The organism is Dulcicalothrix desertica PCC 7102 (genome assembly GCF_003991905.1).
Classification (GTDB): domain Bacteria; phylum Cyanobacteriota; class Cyanobacteriia; order Cyanobacteriales; family Nostocaceae; genus Dulcicalothrix; species Dulcicalothrix desertica.
Genome location: NZ_RSCL01000052.1, coordinates 14,067 through 31,866, shown reverse-complemented (window position 1 = coordinate 31,866; position 17,800 = coordinate 14,067). Strand labels below are relative to the sequence as shown.

Genomic DNA, 17,800 nt, shown 5'->3' with positions numbered 1-17,800 from the left:
AATTTTTGCCCTTATCCAGTTTGGGTATAGGTTACAGCCGTCGCATGGCGGCTGGTGACAGCTTCGCTACTTTTACCCCTACAAAGTTGGAAGTAAAAATTTTAGAATACGGGCACCAAAATAGAATTGTTTCTAATGGGTTATTCAATCAACACTGGGTTGATGGAGGTAGTTTGGTGGAATATCCAATTCTAATAAGTTTCATGGTGAAATCTAATTTGCCAAGCAAGACGCTTCTAAGTGGTTTTGGAGATGGAGAAAAAATTTCCAATACCAGTTTTTATGATGGTCACTGGTCAAAGGTATTTTATCCAGGCTTAGTTAATGTCAATCATATAACCGAAATTCCAACTGACACTAAGTCAATAGTTATCAATTACAAATATATAACACCCAGTTTAACTGTTGATTTAGGCGAATCAACTGTAATCCCCAATACCCCTTAGATTTAATTTGTAGTAATTAGATATTAGGTATTTATACATTGAGTTTTGAGGCGCCTGTTAATCATTAGAACGTTTATAGCAAATTAGGCGCCTGCTGTAGAAAAAGTTGGGCACAGATATTCTGAGCGTAGCAAGTGGCGCCCAGAGTTACTTAACAGTTATTGGGTATATAATTTCACAACCCGTATCTGAAATAACTACATTAGAATTATTCTGGAAACTATCAAAATTAAAAAAACTTGGTTGAGAGAAAGGTAAGTTTTGCCCTTTGAAAGTATCTAATATAGATTTTTGAAGATTCGTATTACTCGCAAAACCGCCAGCAACAGCATCAAGCTCATCAACTGATAATTCAAATGCATTAATATTTTTGATTAGGCTACTCATTGTTTTATTCCTTTTGTTACTAATGTTCATGAAATACAAGTAATTTTCAGGGTTTACGATGTTTCATTGACTACTTATACGGTCATGTTAGATATTTTAATTTTATAAGTACATCGGTAGAAAGTTTGAATTACAACATACCTGTCTGCATCTTTATATGGTCATCCTTTAGTTTTAAAATTCTACGTTCTTAAGTTCATGGCGCCATTAATGCACTGTAAAGACTGACGGCACCCTCATAAATCCATGTTTTAACTTAATGGTCATCACGCTTACTATACGTCGGACTTACATTCGTGTTTTGAATATTGGCGCCGAACTCTCTTTATAGTTATAAACGGTGCCACAAAATAAACCAAATTTATTAAATTTAGATTTGGTGCCTTTAATCAGCTTTGAATGACGTAATACAAATAATTTATTGGACAACAGGACAATTAGTACTAGTTTTAATAGAATTTGGAGTAACTACTGGCGCCGTTGCAACAAGTTCAATACCATCATCACCAGTTTTTACCCAGCCTTGCGCTTCAACGATTTGAGGAGTAGGGGAATTTTTTACTAATGATACAGGTGCCTGAATAGTTACATTTTGTTGTAAAGTAGCGAGCGCGCGGGTTGTAGTTGTGCCTGTCATTGGCTCCAGGGGACTGGGTGGTAAACTACCACGTCCTGTGATAGTAAATTCTCCTAATGGTTTGGCGCCGGGTTGTCTAGGACAAATTTGAGCAACTTGTCTTGTAGCATCAACTACTTGTTCTGGTAACTCGATTAGTCCTTGTGCTGGTTGGACTTGTGGTTCAGTAATAGATATTTCTCCTTGAACACCTAGTTGAGAACTTGCTGTAATATCACTAGTTTCTGTTGACTCAGTAACGCGCGGTTCTATACCAAAAATACCTTGCGTGCGGATAACAACATTACCACCTCTACCAGTGAAAGCGTTAGCTGTAATATCACTGTTTTCACGCTTATCAGCAACTATAAATGGTGTATTAATTGTGATATTGCCTCCGTCACCTCCAGCTTGTTGAATACCTGCGGTTGTGGAAATGAAACCACCTGTGCGAAGAACCAAGTTTTCATCAATATTAAGGATAATATTACCACCAGTACCCGAAGTAGTTACAGCAGCAATACCTGAAGAGTTTGAAATACGAACTAGTTTGGCTTTAATATCTGTGTTACCAGCATTACCACTGGCGCCTGTAAATGCTGAACTCAAAATACCACCTATTTGATTACCGCGCCCTTTGCCATCAAGATTAATTGTTTCACGAGCATTAACAGTAATATCTCCAGCATTACCAGTGGCTAAAGTAGATGTACTAATTCTTCCGCTACCATTCATAAACAACGAACCTGTATTAATATCAATATTGCCTCCCCGACCTTGAGCTTGTTCTTCTAGGGTAGTAAAAACACCGCTAATAACAGCATTGGAGACGGCGCCTTTTACACTCACAGTATCACGGGCATTAATTAAAATATTTCCAGCATTGCCTGTACCAAAACTGCTGGCACGAAATTGCCCACCGTTGCTTAGTGTGAAAGAATTGGTGGTAACTCGGATATTCCCACCTTTGCCAACACCCCCTGAAAGTAAATCACTAAAGGCGCCGCTTTGGATATTATTCTTATCAATACCATCAGCAATAACAGCATCACGAGTATAAATATCTATACTTCCAGCGTTGGTCTTGGCAAAAGTGGAAATTTGACCACTATTAGTTAACCGAAGTGTTCCTGTTTTAATTTCAATATTTCCACCATTCCCCGTTCCTGATGCAAATGTAGTAGCTTGGCTTGGTAAATTTTTACTACCACTGCCATCGAGTACAACAACATCATGGGTATCGATAAATATATTACCAGCCGAACCATTTCCACTACTAGCAGCACCAAGGAAGGCGCCATTCTTTAAAAATAGTGAATTAGCAGTAAGGCGAATGTCACCACCATTACCTGTGTTATCAAGCGTAGAACTAGTAGCAGCAGTAAATAAACCATCTTTACCACCGTCAAAAGTTACGCCGGAGCGAGCATTAATAATAATGTTACCGGCGTTGCCACGTCCCGATGTATTGCTAGTAATTTCGGCGCCATTGGAAACTTCGAGCGAACCCGTTGTGATTTCAATATTGCCTCCACTACCTTCACCATCAAGTAAAGCAGTAGTCAAACCACTGCTTACATCAATAACATTAATAACATTACCATCAAAAATATTTACGTCCTTAACTTGACCATCAAGTTTGACAGTATTGCGAGCATTAATAACGATATTACCTGCATTCCCTTTACTTTCTAAGAGAAGAGAAGACATCTTACCACCATTGGTTAAAAACAGCGAACCTGTATTCACATAAATATTACCTGCGTTACCATTAATTGCAAAAGTGTCAGTTCTGCTAGGTAAGCCTCTTCCACCTATCGAGTCAAATGTAATCGTATCCCTCACATTCATAAAAATATTTCCTCCATTTCCTTCCCCGCTATTATTTGTTTTAATTGCACCCCCATCTTTAACTAATAAATCACCTGCATTTATACGAATATCACCACCATTACCAATACCACCAGCAATAACACTTGAGACTTGACTACTATAATTTTCTCTACCTCCAAAACCTATAAAACTAACGTTATTGTTAGCAGTGATTGTAATATTACCTCCATCACCCCTTGCTGAACTATTGCTAGAAATTTGGGCGCCGTTGCTAACAAGCAATGAGGGGGTAATGATTTGTATATTTCCTGCTTTACCCACACCTTCTAGCAAGTCACTACTAATAGCAGTTATTCCATCAAAATCTAAATTGTTGCCAAAAAACTTACCTGCGTCACTGAAAACACCATCAAGAAGTACGCTATCTCGCGCTTCAATCATAATATTACCAGCCAAACCCTCACCCGACATATCGCTTGATATTTCACTACCATTATTCAAGTTTAGTGTTCCAGTTTTGATTGATATTTCACCTCCGTTGCCAACCGCATTTCTAGAAATATCACTATTGATACGCACTAATGTATCTAAATTGATAGTTTCATGTGCGTAGATAATAATATTCCCTGCATCACCTTTCCCAAAAGTGTTGCTGTTTGTAATGAAAGCTCCATTTTTGACATTTAGCGTCCTTGTCGCAATTTGTATATCTCCTGCATTGCCTTCACCATTGATTTGAACAGAATTAATAATACGGCTAAAAGTATTACCATTTGTACCATCTAACAAAATATTATCTTTAGCATTAATGGTAATATTACCCGAATTACCTTTACCTCTAGTGCTTCCTTGAATTTCTGAACCGTCTAAAATGGACAACGAGCCAGCATTAATAGTAACATTGGCACCATTGCCTATAGTACCTGCATCTACTTGACTAACAATTCCGTTAGTTTCTCCTAATCTAGGTTTGAAAAAATTTATATCACCTTGCACATTAATATTAATATCACCAGCATTTCCTTGTCCGCCAGATATACTCGTATTATTACTAGCTTCAACGCGCGATTGTATTTGTGAGCTATCCGTTAAAGATAGCTTCATAGCATTAATACTAATTTTTCCGCCGTTACCTATACCAGATTCTCCAATATTGTTATATATAAAACCATGTGAAAGTTCAACGCCAGCTAAGACTTGTAGCGATATATTCCCAGAATTCCCTTGTCCAAAACTCCCAGTGGCGAGAAAAGCTTCATTACTTAAAGTAAAAGAGCCTGATTTAATATTAATATTACCACTATTGCCGATTGCGCCTGTTAATACAGAGTTACTTATTCCACTTGCTAAATCATCTTTTTGCCCTGTAATTAGAACGGCGCCACTAGCATTAATATTCACATTTCCCGTATTACCTGTACCAAAGTTACTGGCGTTGATAAATCCACCGTTACTTAGCGTTAAAGTTTTTGTAGCAATATTAATATTACCAGTTTTTCCAAATGCTGTTTCTTGTAATATATTAGCAATAAAGCTACCATCTGTTAGCGTTGTTGCTTCTGTAGCATTAATAATAATATTCCCACCTTGACTACTGGGTGTTCCTAAACCTATATCTATACCTGCCCTAATTTTACTACCTTGGGTCAAATTAACATCACGCCCATCAATTTTGACACTGCCGTTATTACTACCTCTAACATTAACTTCAGCATTGTTGCTAAGAGATATATTCGCACGGTCAATATTATCAGGTATCGTCAAACTGAAGTTATCACCCGCAATATTTAATCCAATATTTCCAGGTGCAGCTAAACCAGCTAACTCTACGTTTCCCGACCGGGCAAAAATTCCGCCACCATTAATTAATACACTTCCACCCACAAGTAACAAGCTTTTACCGTCAGGGACTCTTAAACCTGACATATTTACATCTACAGGCGCCACTGAATTATTTTGAATAGCAGCATTTGAATTAATCTGATTAAATAACAACGCCGAAGGGTTCACTGTCAACAAAGCAGGCGCCTGTTTATCACTAGCATCAAACACCCCAAAGTCCCCAAACTTAACGCCATTCGCAGTTGTTCCTACAAACGAACCCCGCACATCTAAAGAAGCATTTTGACCAAACAAAATACCATTCGGGTTAATCAAAAACAAATTAGCGGCGCCATCCACCCCCAAAGTCCCCAAAATATTTGAAGCTCCGGCGCCTGTTACCCGCGTCAGTATATTTTGCACCCCAACAGGATTACCAAAATACACTCTCTGCCCATCACCAATATTAAACTGGCTAAAACTGTGGAACAGATTAATACCCCGTTGGGCGCCTCCATCAATATGGTCAGCAGGGGCGCCGTTAATTATTTTATTCGGTGTGAGGCGAGATGCTTCGTTCCCCAACGTCGTATCTGGCGTAACTTGCGCTTTCGCTGGTGCGGTCAGTAATAAAAAACTGTATACCAGAGACGGCAAGAGCGTTTTGAGGATTAAGTTCATTGCGTATAACTCGTTGGGAGAATAGATGCAGCTTCTTAATTGCTACATATACCACTATTTCCAAGTGCGTACTAACATATGCAACATAACTCAAAAAAACGGGTAATGATAGGCGCCTTAAATTGAAATAGATATCAAATAACAAGTTATTTACTGCATGAATGTTTGCTCCGAAATCAAATTTACTACGGCGCCATAAAATGTAAGCGTGAAGCAGTCTATTTATTATATTTTGAGCAGTAACCAGCTATATTGGGCGCCTCAAAATTAGCCACATTATTCTAGATGGCGAACAGGTAGTTTTGTAAGCTCATGCAACTTCAAAGCTACTTCTGTACGATGGCATCTTGCGCTTTGTAACTCGGCACATAATAAAAGGCAAGTTTCCGATTGAATTATTTTAGAAACTTCTTCTAGTGCTTGTGTTGCCAATGACGCTGAAGGAGGAATCCATTTGCTGTTACCACTGGTGTTACCTAAAGCTGGCATTGATATGTATTTGACATTTTGAGATTCACAACATGATTGTATTTCTTGACCGTACCACTTCCGACTCCACGCGCGCGGAGAATTACGTACATCAATTACGTATCTAACATCGAATGATTTTAAATACTGTATAAATTCATCGTAGTCTTTTCTATTACCGTAACCAAATGTGAGAATGTAATTATTAGTGTTAATATCCTTGCATATCATTGTTATTTACCTAAAATAAGCTTAACTGTTCTGATTGTACTATTGGTGGGTAAAATAATCCAATAATCATGAAAGAATTCTTATGATTTTTAAGATTTCCAACAATAAAGTGTAAATCGTTATTTTTGGCTAATTCTTCTAGCTTTTGTTTTACTTTTACTAATGATTCTTGTTCTTTTTCTTCCATGCTGTTCGCTTTGGAGTTATTTCGACAATTTCTATATAACTGCATGATTTCCCAGTCACTTATGGAATATTTATGTTTTTCGCCTGCAACTGAAGTAAATTCGTATCCAAATTTGTAAGGAATTTTCTCTAAATCAACCGATTCCTCAAATAAATCCTGTTGGTCTAATACTGCTTGCTGTTTCGGCGCCCATTCTCGTTTAGTAGGTTTACAGTAGTATTTGTTTATACTTGATGGTTTAATAATTCCTAATGACTTATTTTGCTCTTTTATTTGTTTAATAGAATCAAATTTTAATGGCAGCAGTAACGATTTTCTCTCTTGCCAATTATTCGATGTGCCTATTTTTCTAACGATGTTGATGGTATTCGGATTAATCCGATAACTTTCTTCCCTAAAATCTTTATCGTTTCTTTCTATATCAGCTTCGATGATTGACCATCTTGGGTATCGTTGATCAAAATCAATATATCTAAATGGAATAGGGTATATCCGAATCCACTGTAATGGTTTTTCATCATCACTGAGCAAAACCCCTGCTGTACAAACTGTTTCTCTATATTTTTTGCTGATTGATGGATAAGTTTTAGTTGCTATCAAAATTTTTCTAGTATCCATAGATTTATTCTTATATAACCAAATGTATTGCCATTGTTATAAATGTAACTAATTATTACGATTAGAGTTATGTGTAGGTAAAGGGAAAGAAGCTTACAAGAGGCGCCTTCTCTTGAACAGTTAAGTAGTTATGTATTAAATGTTTAAGTCATCACCGTCATAAGTGTAATCCAATAAATCCCCAGGAGCAATAATTTGATTGTCGCCACGTTTACGATAAGCTCTTGATAATCCATCGCAAAGATTCTTAAGGACTTTGCCGCTAATCTGTCTTATTTCATCAACATTTTTTAACCTTGAAATAGAAGTTGTATGAACACCTGAAAGTTCTGCCAATTCCCGATTTGTAATCTTTTTATCAGCCATTAATACTCTCAACCGCCAGTAAATCATAGCTTTATTTCTTCATGCCCTACAACAACTTCTTTAACCGGACTGCCAACGAATGATTACTTCTCCCCCCATTGCCCGAATAGCAGCTTCAACATTTTTAAAGCTACAGTTGTTGGGATTATCTAAAATTTTTGCTATGGACGTGACCAAGCTGCTTGTTTTCTTGCTTTCCTCTCCAAATATTGAGACGCGGATACGATTAACTTTCTGTGCGAGCTTATATGTAGTCCAGCCAAGCTTTTTAAACCTTGAATTAAGTATTTTACTATCCATGCTTATAAGGATGCCATAGTGTATAAAAAAGTGTGATGGCGCGTGCTTTTAATCATGCTACCCCTTTTCGTTCAGGAGTTAGCTTTGACTCATGAGCAGCATCGTTTTCCTGCTCTTTAAGCAAATTTTTGCGTCTAGCTCTCTTACGTTTTATAAGACTAAAGACCTTATCGGCATCAGGTGGGTTTTTTGGGTCTATAGAATAATCGAGCAAATCTCCTGGGGTAATCGGCGCCTCCAAATCTTCTGCTAGTTCGTTCAATGCGTTGCACATCAAATTTAATGCAAGCCCATCAATGCGCGGCATGGTTTTAGCTTTTCTCAGTGCGGACATCGCGTTGGCACTGATATCCAGTTCAGAAGCTAGGTCTTTGGACTTGATATTGTACCTAGCCATTATTTCTCGAAGTCTCCACCTAATCAAAGTTTTGTACATGCAAACACAACACTCCAATTTATTTCATCTTTGACTAGACATAAATCGTCTCTTATATTGTAATATAAGCATGAACTGGACGCAGATTGTAAAATTAAGTTAAGCTAATTAAATCAAAGTCTGACTTGTAATACAATTTTTGTAAAGGACTTGGGAGTTAGGAATCGTCCAAACGCTTTTATAACAACCAAAACCTAAATTTCCAAAAAACAAGGCGCCTGCTACATTCCCCAAAGGATTACAAACAGGCGCCCCACAATAAAAAAAGCTCTCTTATGTTTACACAAACTCAGAATTTCAGCATTAATAGTTTAGATGAACTACCAATATCCCCATCGCAGTTCAACGACTTTATGAACGATGCAGATAGTATGTTGCACCCGATTGGCGCCCTCTACACGTCAACAGTGCGTATCTTGCGTCATGCATCCTGGTTAGCAGAGCAAAAAGCAAAGCTAACTAAGCAGGAATATAAAGAATTATTAAGAAAATATAATTGGGAGGGCGAAAAAAAAGCTCATTTGAAGATAGATGAAGCTTTTGGTACCTTTGCTCCATACCAGTTGGCGCAAATCGAACCGCGCACCCTCTTTGTAATCGCTCTTAACCTCAAGAAATATCAGTCAGTTATTACCCAGATGCAAACCTTGCCTATCATTACGCTGACAAGGTTCGTAGTTTGATGAAGAAATGCCACAAAGCAAGAGCAACCAAAGAAACGGAAGAAGCTACCATTTGGCGAATGATGCCAGATAAAAAGCGCGCGTGCGTTATTGGACCGATTTACAACCAAGCAGTCGGTGTCATGCTCGAAGAAATGATGCATAAGTCTGGTAAAAGCGCGCAGTCTGTCGTCGAGGAAGCTTTGGTTGCTTATTATGAATCTGAATACGGTTTCTCAGTATCTATTGAGGCGCCTGTTGTTGATGTAGTTGGTAATGCAGCGGCACCTACTGTTGATATTGAAGATGAAACGGCACCACATGTTGAAGTGGTCGTTGTTGAAGCGGCGCCTGTTGTTGATGTGGTTATTGTTGATGAAGAGGCGCCCGTCGTTGATGTAGTCTCTGAAAATGAAGAGGCGCCTAACATGCATTCAGAGGAAGTAGCTAATAGTAATTCTGTTTTCTCTTGGGATGAAAACTACGTAACCGCAGAAAATTTTACGTCGTCAGAAATATTTTCTTATGAGCAAGAGTGTAATGAAGACGAGGATTTGCAGGATGCTTGGAGTTTTGAGGTAGACGAAGAAGACGACGAATTAGAGTTGGCGCCCGTCGATTTACTAATTGAGGCACTGCAAACTGCCACATCATGGCAAGAAATCAACGAAGCACTCAAAAACAATGAAGAATATAAACAGGAAGCCTGGGATGCTTTAACACCTGTTGAACGCAAGAGAATTATAGAATTGACTCCTCCAACCATCGCAAGGCTTAGTAATGCCAAGCGTACAGGTTTAATTACTGATTACCGTGTAGAAAGAGAAGGTGTGTATCAAGTTAAACAAAACGGATGCTTGTTTTGGGACATTGTTTTTGAATACCGAGTTGAGGAGTATTTCGCGCGCTTATAAATGCGGGAAGTTATGGGCGCCGATTATAAATATTAATTAAATATTAAATTTTCAAGTATCTAAATTTACGGGTATTGAGATAAGCGTGGTTGAAAGTTTAACGGCGCCTACCCTTATTGTACTTGGATATCCAGGCGCCTAAAAAAGTACATATTGCTGTAAAAGCAAAAATACCGATAGTCTTTCTTGTCATTTTATACAAACTTTACATGATTTGCATAATTATGCATTGCTAGACCTATTTTATTTAAAAGAAAAAACATTCTTGCTATTATCTTTACATTGATTTTTGTTATGTTTACGCATCTCTTAATAACTGGCGCCAAAAGCCTTAATAATAATAGTGAAGCGTACAGAGTAAAAAAGACATGTCTATATTTACTTACTTACCTCCTGCATCTGGTTTGCTTGCTTGTGGTAAGGTCGTTTCCGCGTCGCCAAGTCTTACTCAAAGTAGCATATCTTAAGAGTGGCGCCTCTAATTTATAAAGCTTATAATAACTTGACGTGATTATATATACTGAAATGTTGGAAAAAGATACAGAAGAAAGTTCCGATAATGTAAAAAGGTACATTGAATATTTTATTAAATGCTGTGAGGAAAGAAATGTAAAAGGTTTTGATTTAGTCTTTGATAAAGTAATTGAGGGATTAAAACTTTCATTTTTACAAGTTTTAGTTGGTTTTCTACACTATCAGAATGATATTGATTCTATTGATTGGCTCTGTAGTCATATGTGTTCCAAGATTGATTGTGGTTCAGATAATGATAAAGATAATCTCCCTATTACAAGAGTTTCTATGTTCTTAATTAGGTTAAAGATGTTACCGTTTATTGACTTTTTGCCTAACTACTGTGACCGAATTGTTATTACCAACGTTCATAAATTTGGAGAGTTTTCTCCAGATGTAAAAGCTTACCTTGAGAAAGAAATTGGTCTGATAGAATTCTCAAAAGAATATACGACAGCAGCAATAGATGAATTTCATTTGTAGGCGCCGATAATTAATAAGCTAAAATCAATATGATTCACTAGAGATTCTAAGTTTGTAACTTTAGAATCATTCACCACAACAGTGCCTTCATGTACTAGTTGTGGTTTTTATTTTTGGCGCCTTTTAAAATTTCTTCATAGAAAAAATAGTAATTATACTTAGAAACTTTACATATATAGTGGTAAACGTAAGCTTATTGCACAACCGGGCAATTTGCAATAACTGTATTACTTTTTGGAGTAACAGTAGGCACCACTGCAACAAGTTCAACACCACCATCACTAGTTTTTACCCAGCCTTGTGCTTCAGCGATTTGAGGAGCAGGGGAATTGTTTATTAAAGATACAGGTGCCTTGTTATTAGAATTTTCTGGCTCCAAAGTGGCTAATACTTGTTGGTTAGTGGCGCCTGTCAGTGGTTCGAGGGGACTGGGTGGTAAACTGCCACGTCCAGTTATGGTAAATTCTCCTAATGGTTTGGCGCCTGGTTGTCTTGGACAAATTTGAGCTACTTGTCTCGTCGCATCAACTACTTGTTCTGGTAACTCGATTAGTCCTTGTGCTGGTTGAACTTCTGGTTCAGTAATAGATATTTCTCCTTGAACACCTAGTTGAGAACTGGCTGTAATATCACTAGTTTCTGTTGACTCAGTAACGCGCGGTTCTATACCAAAAATACCTTGTGTGCGGATAACAACATTACCACCTCTACCAGTGAAAGCGTTAGCTGTAATATCACTGTTTTCACGTTTGTCAGCAACTATAAATGGTGTATTAATCGTGATATTGCCTCCGTCACCTCCAGCTTGTTGAATGCCTGCGGTTGTAGAGATAAAACCACCAGTGCGAAGAACCAAGTTTTCATCAATATTAAGGATAATATTACCACCAGTACCCGAAGTAGTTACAGCAGCAATACCTGAAGAGTCTGAAATACGAACTAGCTTGGCTTTAATATCTGTGTTACCAGCATTACCACTGGCGCCTGTTACTCGCGTCAGTATATTTTGCACGCCAGCAGGATTACCAAAATATACTCTTTGTCCGTCACGGATATTAAACTGGCTAAAACTGTGGAACAGATTAATACCACGCTGGGCGCCTCCATCAACACGGTCAGTGCTGGCGCCATTAATAACTTGATTTGGTGTAAGGCGAGATGCTTCGTTCCCCAACGTCGTATCAGGCGTAACTTGCGCGCGTGCGGGTGCAGTCAGTAATAAAAAACTGTATACCAGAGACGGCAAGAGCGTTTTGAAGATTAAGTTCATTGCGTATAACCCGTTGGGGAATATGATAGATGCAGCTTTTGATTGCTACATATACCACTATTTCTAAGTGTGTACTGAGATATGCAACATAACTCAAAAAAACGGGTAATGATGGGCGCCGAATAATTTAAATATGTATCAAATAACCAGTTATTTACTGCATGGATATTTACTTCAGAATTAATTCACTACTAAGTGCCCACCTAATCATGTTTTAATTGTTTTGCTTTTGTTTTTATGCTCGTTTCGTCGCATACGCCACTCGGAAAGCTACTGTCACAGCTTTATTTCTTCGTGCCCTACAACGACTTCTTCTACGTTTTGCCAACGGATAACAACTTCTCCACCCATTGCCCGAATCGCAGCTTCAACGTTCTTAAAACTACAGTTATTTGGATTATCTAGCACTTTTGCTACAGAGGTTACTAGGCTGCCTGTCCGCTTACTCTCCTCACCAAAAAGTGAAACGCGGATGCGGTTAACTTCCCGTGCGAGCTTGTAGGTAGTCCATCCTAGCTTTTTGAACCTATCCGAAAGAATTTTACTATCCACCTTTACAACATACATTTCACTATACTCCTCCTATTATTTCACTATCATGAAATGTAGCAAGTGCTACTTGTACGAAATAAACATATCATAAATTTTTGTTAACTATATTTTTTCAATAATTGTTTATTTCATCAGCGTGATAGTATTAGTATAGCAAAAGCGCCTTGTTGTCCAAACAATAGGGAAGACAACAAGGCGCCACAAATATTAAAAAAGCTCTACTATGGTCGCACAACTCCAGGGATTCAGCATTGCCAGTTTAGATGAACTAGTGATATCTCCATCGCAGTTCAACGACTTCATGAACGATGCAGACAGTATTTCGCATCCAATCGGCGCCCTATACACCTCAACAGTGCGTATCTTGCGTCATGCATCGTGGCTAGCAGAGCAAAAAGCAACGCTTACTAAGCAGGAATATAAAGAATTATTAAGAAAATATAATTGGGAGGGCGAGGAAAAGGCTCATCTGAAGATAGATAAAGCTTTTGGTGCTTTTGTGCCATATCAACTAGCGCAAATCGAACCACGTACAATTTTTACAATTGCCCTAAACCTCAAAAAGTACCAATCGGTAATTACCCAAATGCAGACCTTGCCCATCATTACTCAGGACAAGGTTCGCGGATTCATGAAGAACTGCCACAAACTTAGAGCTTCTAAGGAAACAGAAGAAGCTACTATCTGGCGAATGATGCCAGATGGCAAGCGCGCGTGTGTTATTGCGCCAATCTATAATCAGTCGGTTGGTGTCATCCTTGAGGAGATAATGAAAAAAGAAGGTAGACCCTCGCAATTAATCCTCGAAGAAGCATTGATGGCTTACTATGAGTCCAAATACGGTTCCCCAGTATCAGAGGAAGCGACTCTTGAGGTACTAGAAGAAGTGGCGCCTGTTGTTGATGTGGTTGTTAATAGTCAAACGGCGCCTGTTGATGTGGTTGTTGAAGATGAAAAGGCGCCTGTTGAGGAACCAGCGTTAAATCATTCTGTTGTTTCTTGGGATGAAGACTTAGTGAGCGTAGAAGAATATGACGAAGAAACAGATGAAACATCCAACGAGTACAATCCTTGGAACGATGAAGAGTTGGATGTACAAGAAGCTTGGAGCTTTGAACCAGATGAGAAAGACGATTTGATTGAAGATTACAAATTTGTAACCCCCGTTGTATCCAAAACTCCGGCGCCCTCCCAACCATACCCGCCAACTGGTTCACCTGTTAAAGTTACTAGCTCGAAAGTATCTGTTTTGGAAACAGTTATGCTTTCTCCGGTTGACTTATTGATTCAAGCTTTTCAAACAGCCAAGTCTTGGCAAGAAATCAACGAAGCTCTCAAAAATAATGAAGAATACAAGTACGAAGCTTGGGACGCTCTTACACCCACAGAACGGCGCCGGATTATAGAATTAACTCCTCTTACCATCACAAGGCTTAATAATGCCAAACGTGAAGGTTTAATTACGGATTATCGTGTAGAACGCGAGGGTGTGTATCAAGTGAAACAGAATGGATGCTTGTTCTGGGACATTGTTTTTGAGTACAGGATTGATGAATATTTCGCACGCTTGTAATTCAATGCAGGGAGTTAGAGGCGCCGATTACGTAAACTTACTAATACGCATCGTATCTAAATTTGTAGAAACCTTTGTTGTCGCGTGGTTTAAAGTGTAACGGCGCCTGCTATTACCATGCTTGGAAATTTACTGCCTCTATAAAGGAACAATAGATGATGAAAATAACCATATTCAAATTAAATTTCGGCAATTATAGACCGCGCCGAAGCATTTCAAAGAATCACTGCATAAATCCATGAATAAGACCGTATAAACAGTTCTGAAGATAATATTTCACGATTATATACAGTAAACACGTATGAAAACTAAAATCATTACTGCCTCATTGACAGCGATAGCGTTGTTAACTTCCTTTGCAAGTGTTATTTCACCAGCTTCTGCCGAAGTATATTTACCAAAAACTCAAGTTGCTACAAATAGCTTTGATTACCCAAGTGGTTATTTTAAAGATGTTACATGGGGTGTTCAACTCACATACAATGGAGGAGAATATAATTTTAAGCGTATTCATTTAGAAACGCAGCAGAGTATTGATATTAGTAATGGAAGAAAATCTGGCAATAAAAATCGTCAAGTTTACACCTGGAAACAAGATGGATATAGCTATCGAGTTTCTTACAGACCACAACAGCCAAATATTATTCGTTTGGAAATATATCACCCTTCAGGACAAGCTATATTAAATCGTCTACTATATAAAGGTTAAATCGCGAAAACACATTTATTACTGTTTGCCGCTAGTAAAGAATAAATCATGGCGCCGACTATATATAATAAATGTTTAAATATCTAAGTACTTAGATATGCACTCTGATTTAAACGGCGCCTATTAATCAACCAACATGGAGCGCGCTTCTGTGCATCGAGCGAAAGCGCACGCTTCTTTATCGAAGTGTTCTAATCGGGTAGGCGCCGGGTTTGCGTTAAAGAGAAAATACCGCACAATTATTGAGTAATTTATTAGTACCAGCATTTGGTAATAGTGTTTGTGGGCGCCTAATTACACAGGTAGCAAGAAAAATAATCAAGCAGAAAAAGTGTGCCTAAATATACGACGTTGCTTGAAGTCCGAGAGCGAAATGTTAACAATTTTTATTAATTAAATGTTGATAACTAAACTTTAGTCAAGTGTGTGTATCCAAGTATTCATGTAATATACGTTTTGCTTTGTTAAATAATAAAAATAAGGAAATTGAATATGACTAGGGGAGTAAGGCGCCGTCAGTTTCTTCAAACCTCGGTAGCAGCGACTGCAAGCGTGGGCGTTTTGAACCTCCAGAAAGCTTTTGCCTCTGGTTATACTGAGCGTGTAGAAGCTGTTGTAATTGGTAGCGGTTTTGGTGGAGCAGTTGCTTCCTTACGGCTTGGTCAGGCTGGAATCGAAACAGTTGTACTGGAACGTGGGCGCCGATGGGAAATAACTGATGCAGGCGATACTTTCTGTACGTATCAAAAACCCGATGGTCGCTCTAGCTGGCTAAGTCCAACTACACCATCTCTATTAGGTGGAACTCCGATTGACGTCTATACGGGAGTTTTAGATGTCAAGGTAGGTGATGGTATTACTGCTTGGCGAGGAGCTGGTGTAGGTGGTACTTCTCTTATATATGGCGGAATTACTTATCAACCAACTCAAGAACTTTTCTATCAAGTTTTTCCACGTAGCATTGACTATGAAGAACTTAATCGGGTTTATTATCCACGAGTACGTTCTATACTCAAACCATCTGCTATACCTGACGATATCCTCGCGACGCAATTTTACTTAACAAGTCGCATTGTTTTAGAGCAGGCAGCTAAGGCGAATCTAAAAGCACGTAAATATGATATGAATATTGATTGGGATATTGTTCGCCAAGAAATCGCTGGACAAAAAGTCCCAAGCACAATTGTAGGCGCGTTATTCTACGGTATCAATAGTGGAGCAAATCAAAGTTTAGATCGTAACTACCTTAAAATGGCTTCATCCACTGGGTATGTGCAAATACGGCCTCTGCACGTGGTAACGGAAATAGAGGAAGCTGACAATAATCGTTTCCGAGTTGTTTGTAATCAAATTAACGAGCAAGGAGTTGTTATTAACAAGAAAACGATAGTTTGCCGCTATCTATTTTTAGCAGCTGGTTCGATTGGAACTACTGAACTATTGCTGCGAGCTAAAAATACTGGTAAATTGCGACGTTTAAGCGAACAAGTAGGGAAGTTATGGGGAAATAATGGAGATGCTCTTAGTATTGTTGCCACATCTAGACAAACTAATCCAACGCAAGGTGGTCTTGTAACTGTGATTGAGGATTTTGACAATCCAATCTCTCCTGTTGTACTCGAACAATTTCCTTTCCCTGGTGCCCCCGAAGGCGCCTATGTTGCTTTAAGTCTTGCACTTAGTAAGCCAGAGGGGTATTTAAAATATGATGCTTCTAAACAAACAGCTAATTTAGTTTGGCCTAAAAACTCAGCTAATAATCAGAAAATCCAAAATGCAGTTCTCGATACTTACCAACGTTTTAATCAAGCTAACGGTACAAGTTTAGCCCAACCGCCTGATGCTAATACAACTGCTCATCCTCTCGGTGGAGCAACAATCGGCGCCGTGTGTAATCCTTACGGACGAGTTCACGGCTACCGTAACTTGTTTGTTGTTGACGGCGCCTTCATCCCTGGTTCTTGTGCCTGCACTAATCCTTCCCTAACTATTGCAGCTTTGGCAGAGCGTAGTATGGATAGATTTCTGAATGGAAATTTTAAAGACTGATGGTGGTAATGATTTTATTAGTTATTACCAGTTTTTATCAGGTTTTTTAGTAGGTGATGTCTAACTACTTAGACTCTGCTATGAACCGTGCTTCATGGTGCCTACTTTTAATCAACCATTACAGGCGCCTAATCATTTAAGTAACAGTTGCAGTTTTATTGTATTATTAAATACAATATTTATTAATATACACAAACTTTATCTAAAGAAGCGTAATTATACTTAGAAAGAGCCAGAAGAAACATTTTCCTTGGACGTTGAGTGTGATGAAAACGAGAATCAGGACACTTGGAGTTTTGAACTAGACGAAGAAGACGACGAGTTAGAGTTGGCGCCCGTCGATTTATTAATTGAGGCATTGCAAACTGCTACCTCTTGGCAAGAAATATCGAAGCACTCAAAAACAACGAAGAATACAAGCAGGAAGCTTGGGACGCTCTTACACCTGTAGAACGGAAGAGGATTGCAGAATTGACTCCTCTAACCATTACAAGGTTGAGTAATGCCAAACGTCAGAGGTTAATTACAGATTACCGCGTAGAGCGTGAAGGCGTGTATCAAGTAAAACAGAACGGATGCTTGTTCTGGGACATTGTTTTTAAATATCGAGTAGAAGAATATTTCGCGCGCTTGTGAATGTATGAAGTTACAGGCGCCGATATACCACCTTAATTAAATAAGACGT

The 17,800-nt window shown here is 38.6% G+C and carries 18 protein-coding genes; 8 read left to right on the top strand and 10 right to left on the bottom strand.

What is annotated here, in order from left to right; translation table 11 throughout:
* A partial coding sequence (locus tag DSM106972_RS51980; protein ID WP_158633021.1) for a hypothetical protein occupies positions 1–446 on the top strand: 446 nt, incomplete at its 5' end.
* 147 nt (positions 447–593) lie between these two features.
* Here DSM106972_RS51980 and DSM106972_RS48325 read toward each other — a convergent pair.
* From DSM106972_RS48325 to DSM106972_RS48295, 7 genes are all read right to left on the bottom strand, one after another.
* A complete protein-coding gene (locus DSM106972_RS48325; protein ID WP_127087393.1) occupies positions 594–833 on the bottom strand; it encodes a hypothetical protein in 240 nt (79 codons plus the stop codon).
* 418 nt (positions 834–1,251) lie between these two features.
* Positions 1,252–5,784: a beta strand repeat-containing protein gene (locus DSM106972_RS48320; protein ID WP_127087392.1), complete on the bottom strand. Its 4,533-nt coding sequence runs from the start codon at positions 5,782–5,784 to the stop codon at positions 1,252–1,254.
* A gap of 276 nt (positions 5,785–6,060) precedes the next feature.
* The gene (locus tag DSM106972_RS48315) at positions 6,061–6,483 is read right to left on the bottom strand and encodes a DUF488 domain-containing protein (RefSeq protein WP_127087391.1); all 423 of its coding nucleotides are present in this window, start codon (positions 6,481–6,483) and stop codon (positions 6,061–6,063) included.
* A 10-nt stretch (positions 6,484–6,493) separates the two neighbouring features.
* Positions 6,494–7,288, bottom strand: a complete 795-nt coding sequence (locus DSM106972_RS48310) for a DUF8758 domain-containing protein (RefSeq protein WP_127087390.1) — start codon at positions 7,286–7,288, stop codon at positions 6,494–6,496.
* Positions 7,289–7,423: 135 nt separating this feature from the next.
* Positions 7,424–7,681 carry a helix-turn-helix domain-containing protein gene (locus DSM106972_RS48305; protein ID WP_127087389.1) on the bottom strand — a complete coding sequence of 86 codons (258 nt, stop codon included), beginning with the start codon at positions 7,679–7,681 and terminating at the stop codon, positions 7,424–7,426.
* Positions 7,682–7,714: 33 nt separating this feature from the next.
* Positions 7,715–7,954 carry a hypothetical protein gene (locus tag DSM106972_RS48300; RefSeq protein WP_127087388.1) on the bottom strand — a complete coding sequence of 80 codons (240 nt, stop codon included), beginning with the start codon at positions 7,952–7,954 and terminating at the stop codon, positions 7,715–7,717.
* 52 nt (positions 7,955–8,006) lie between these two features.
* The gene (locus DSM106972_RS48295; protein WP_127087387.1) at positions 8,007–8,390 is read right to left on the bottom strand and encodes a helix-turn-helix domain-containing protein; all 384 of its coding nucleotides are present in this window, start codon (positions 8,388–8,390) and stop codon (positions 8,007–8,009) included.
* A 275-nt stretch (positions 8,391–8,665) separates the two neighbouring features.
* Between DSM106972_RS48295 and DSM106972_RS54560 the strand changes: the two genes are divergently transcribed.
* The 3 genes from DSM106972_RS54560 (at position 8,666) to DSM106972_RS48280 (ending at position 10,962) form a co-directional block, all read left to right on the top strand.
* On the top strand, positions 8,666–9,073 hold the full coding sequence (locus tag DSM106972_RS54560) for an Alr2735 family protein (protein ID WP_233786941.1): 408 nt from the start codon (positions 8,666–8,668) through the stop codon (positions 9,071–9,073).
* Positions 9,073–9,966 carry an Alr2735 family protein gene (locus tag DSM106972_RS48290; RefSeq protein ID WP_233786940.1) on the top strand — a complete coding sequence of 298 codons (894 nt, stop codon included), beginning with the start codon at positions 9,073–9,075 and terminating at the stop codon, positions 9,964–9,966. Before DSM106972_RS54560 ends, DSM106972_RS48290 begins: the two co-directional genes overlap by 1 nt.
* Positions 9,967–10,491: 525 nt before the next feature.
* A complete protein-coding gene (locus DSM106972_RS48280) occupies positions 10,492–10,962 on the top strand; it encodes a hypothetical protein (protein ID WP_127087385.1) in 471 nt (156 codons plus the stop codon).
* Between the two features lie 193 nt (positions 10,963–11,155).
* Here DSM106972_RS48280 and DSM106972_RS54555 read toward each other — a convergent pair whose 3' ends face one another.
* Entirely contained in the window at positions 11,156–12,232 is a 1,077-nt protein-coding gene (locus DSM106972_RS54555; RefSeq protein WP_233786939.1) for a two-partner secretion domain-containing protein, read from the bottom strand.
* A 276-nt stretch (positions 12,233–12,508) separates the two neighbouring features.
* Positions 12,509–12,799, bottom strand: coding sequence for a hypothetical protein (locus DSM106972_RS48270; RefSeq protein WP_127087384.1), 291 nt, complete (start codon positions 12,797–12,799; stop codon positions 12,509–12,511).
* A gap of 208 nt (positions 12,800–13,007) precedes the next feature.
* On the opposite strand from DSM106972_RS48270, the gene DSM106972_RS48265 reads away from it, so the two are divergent.
* From DSM106972_RS48265 to DSM106972_RS48255, 3 genes are all read left to right on the top strand, one after another.
* Positions 13,008–14,357 (top strand): YdeI/OmpD-associated family protein, encoded by a 1,350-nt coding sequence (locus tag DSM106972_RS48265; RefSeq protein ID WP_127087383.1) that lies wholly within the window; start codon positions 13,008–13,010, stop codon positions 14,355–14,357.
* A gap of 301 nt (positions 14,358–14,658) precedes the next feature.
* Positions 14,659–15,066 carry a hypothetical protein gene (locus DSM106972_RS48260; RefSeq protein WP_127087382.1) on the top strand — a complete coding sequence of 136 codons (408 nt, stop codon included), beginning with the start codon at positions 14,659–14,661 and terminating at the stop codon, positions 15,064–15,066.
* Positions 15,067–15,558: 492 nt separating this feature from the next.
* Complete coding sequence (locus DSM106972_RS48255; RefSeq protein WP_127087381.1) at positions 15,559–17,115, top strand: GMC oxidoreductase; 1,557 nt, start codon at positions 15,559–15,561, stop codon at positions 17,113–17,115.
* 182 nt (positions 17,116–17,297) lie between these two features.
* On the opposite strand, the gene DSM106972_RS52985 is transcribed toward DSM106972_RS48255, so the two are convergent.
* Positions 17,298–17,474, bottom strand: a complete 177-nt coding sequence (locus DSM106972_RS52985; protein ID WP_186538306.1) for a hypothetical protein — start codon at positions 17,472–17,474, stop codon at positions 17,298–17,300.
* 16 nt (positions 17,475–17,490) lie between these two features.
* Between DSM106972_RS52985 and DSM106972_RS48250 the strand changes: the two genes are divergently transcribed.
* A complete protein-coding gene (locus DSM106972_RS48250; protein WP_186538304.1) occupies positions 17,491–17,751 on the top strand; it encodes a hypothetical protein in 261 nt (86 codons plus the stop codon).
* Positions 17,752–17,800 lie beyond the last annotated feature (49 nt).

Bases quoted from the DNA above. Each gene is read 5' to 3' on its own strand.
- DSM106972_RS48325 (WP_127087393.1), bottom strand. From the start codon at position 833: ATGAGTAGCCTAATCAAAAATATTAATGCATTTGAATTATCAGTTGAT.
- DSM106972_RS48320 (WP_127087392.1), bottom strand. From the start codon at position 5,784: ATGAACTTAATCCTCAAAACGCTCTTGCCGTCTCTGGTATACAGTTTT.
- DSM106972_RS48315 (WP_127087391.1), bottom strand. From the start codon at position 6,483: ATGATATGCAAGGATATTAACACTAATAATTACATTCTCACATTTGGT.
- DSM106972_RS48310 (WP_127087390.1), bottom strand. From the start codon at position 7,288: ATGGATACTAGAAAAATTTTGATAGCAACTAAAACTTATCCATCAATC.
- DSM106972_RS48305 (WP_127087389.1), bottom strand. From the start codon at position 7,681: ATGATTTACTGGCGGTTGAGAGTATTAATGGCTGATAAAAAGATTACA.
- DSM106972_RS48300 (WP_127087388.1), bottom strand. From the start codon at position 7,954: ATGGATAGTAAAATACTTAATTCAAGGTTTAAAAAGCTTGGCTGGACT.
- DSM106972_RS48295 (WP_127087387.1), bottom strand. From the start codon at position 8,390: ATGTACAAAACTTTGATTAGGTGGAGACTTCGAGAAATAATGGCTAGG.
- DSM106972_RS54560 (WP_233786941.1), top strand. From the start codon at position 8,666: ATGTTTACACAAACTCAGAATTTCAGCATTAATAGTTTAGATGAACTA.
- DSM106972_RS48290 (WP_233786940.1), top strand. From the start codon at position 9,073: ATGAAGAAATGCCACAAAGCAAGAGCAACCAAAGAAACGGAAGAAGCT.
- DSM106972_RS48280 (WP_127087385.1), top strand. From the start codon at position 10,492: ATGTTGGAAAAAGATACAGAAGAAAGTTCCGATAATGTAAAAAGGTAC.
- DSM106972_RS54555 (WP_233786939.1), bottom strand. From the start codon at position 12,232: ATGAACTTAATCTTCAAAACGCTCTTGCCGTCTCTGGTATACAGTTTT.
- DSM106972_RS48270 (WP_127087384.1), bottom strand. From the start codon at position 12,799: ATGTATGTTGTAAAGGTGGATAGTAAAATTCTTTCGGATAGGTTCAAA.
- DSM106972_RS48265 (WP_127087383.1), top strand. From the start codon at position 13,008: ATGGTCGCACAACTCCAGGGATTCAGCATTGCCAGTTTAGATGAACTA.
- DSM106972_RS48260 (WP_127087382.1), top strand. From the start codon at position 14,659: ATGAAAACTAAAATCATTACTGCCTCATTGACAGCGATAGCGTTGTTA.
- DSM106972_RS48255 (WP_127087381.1), top strand. From the start codon at position 15,559: ATGACTAGGGGAGTAAGGCGCCGTCAGTTTCTTCAAACCTCGGTAGCA.
- DSM106972_RS52985 (WP_186538306.1), bottom strand. From the start codon at position 17,474: ATGCCTCAATTAATAAATCGACGGGCGCCAACTCTAACTCGTCGTCTT.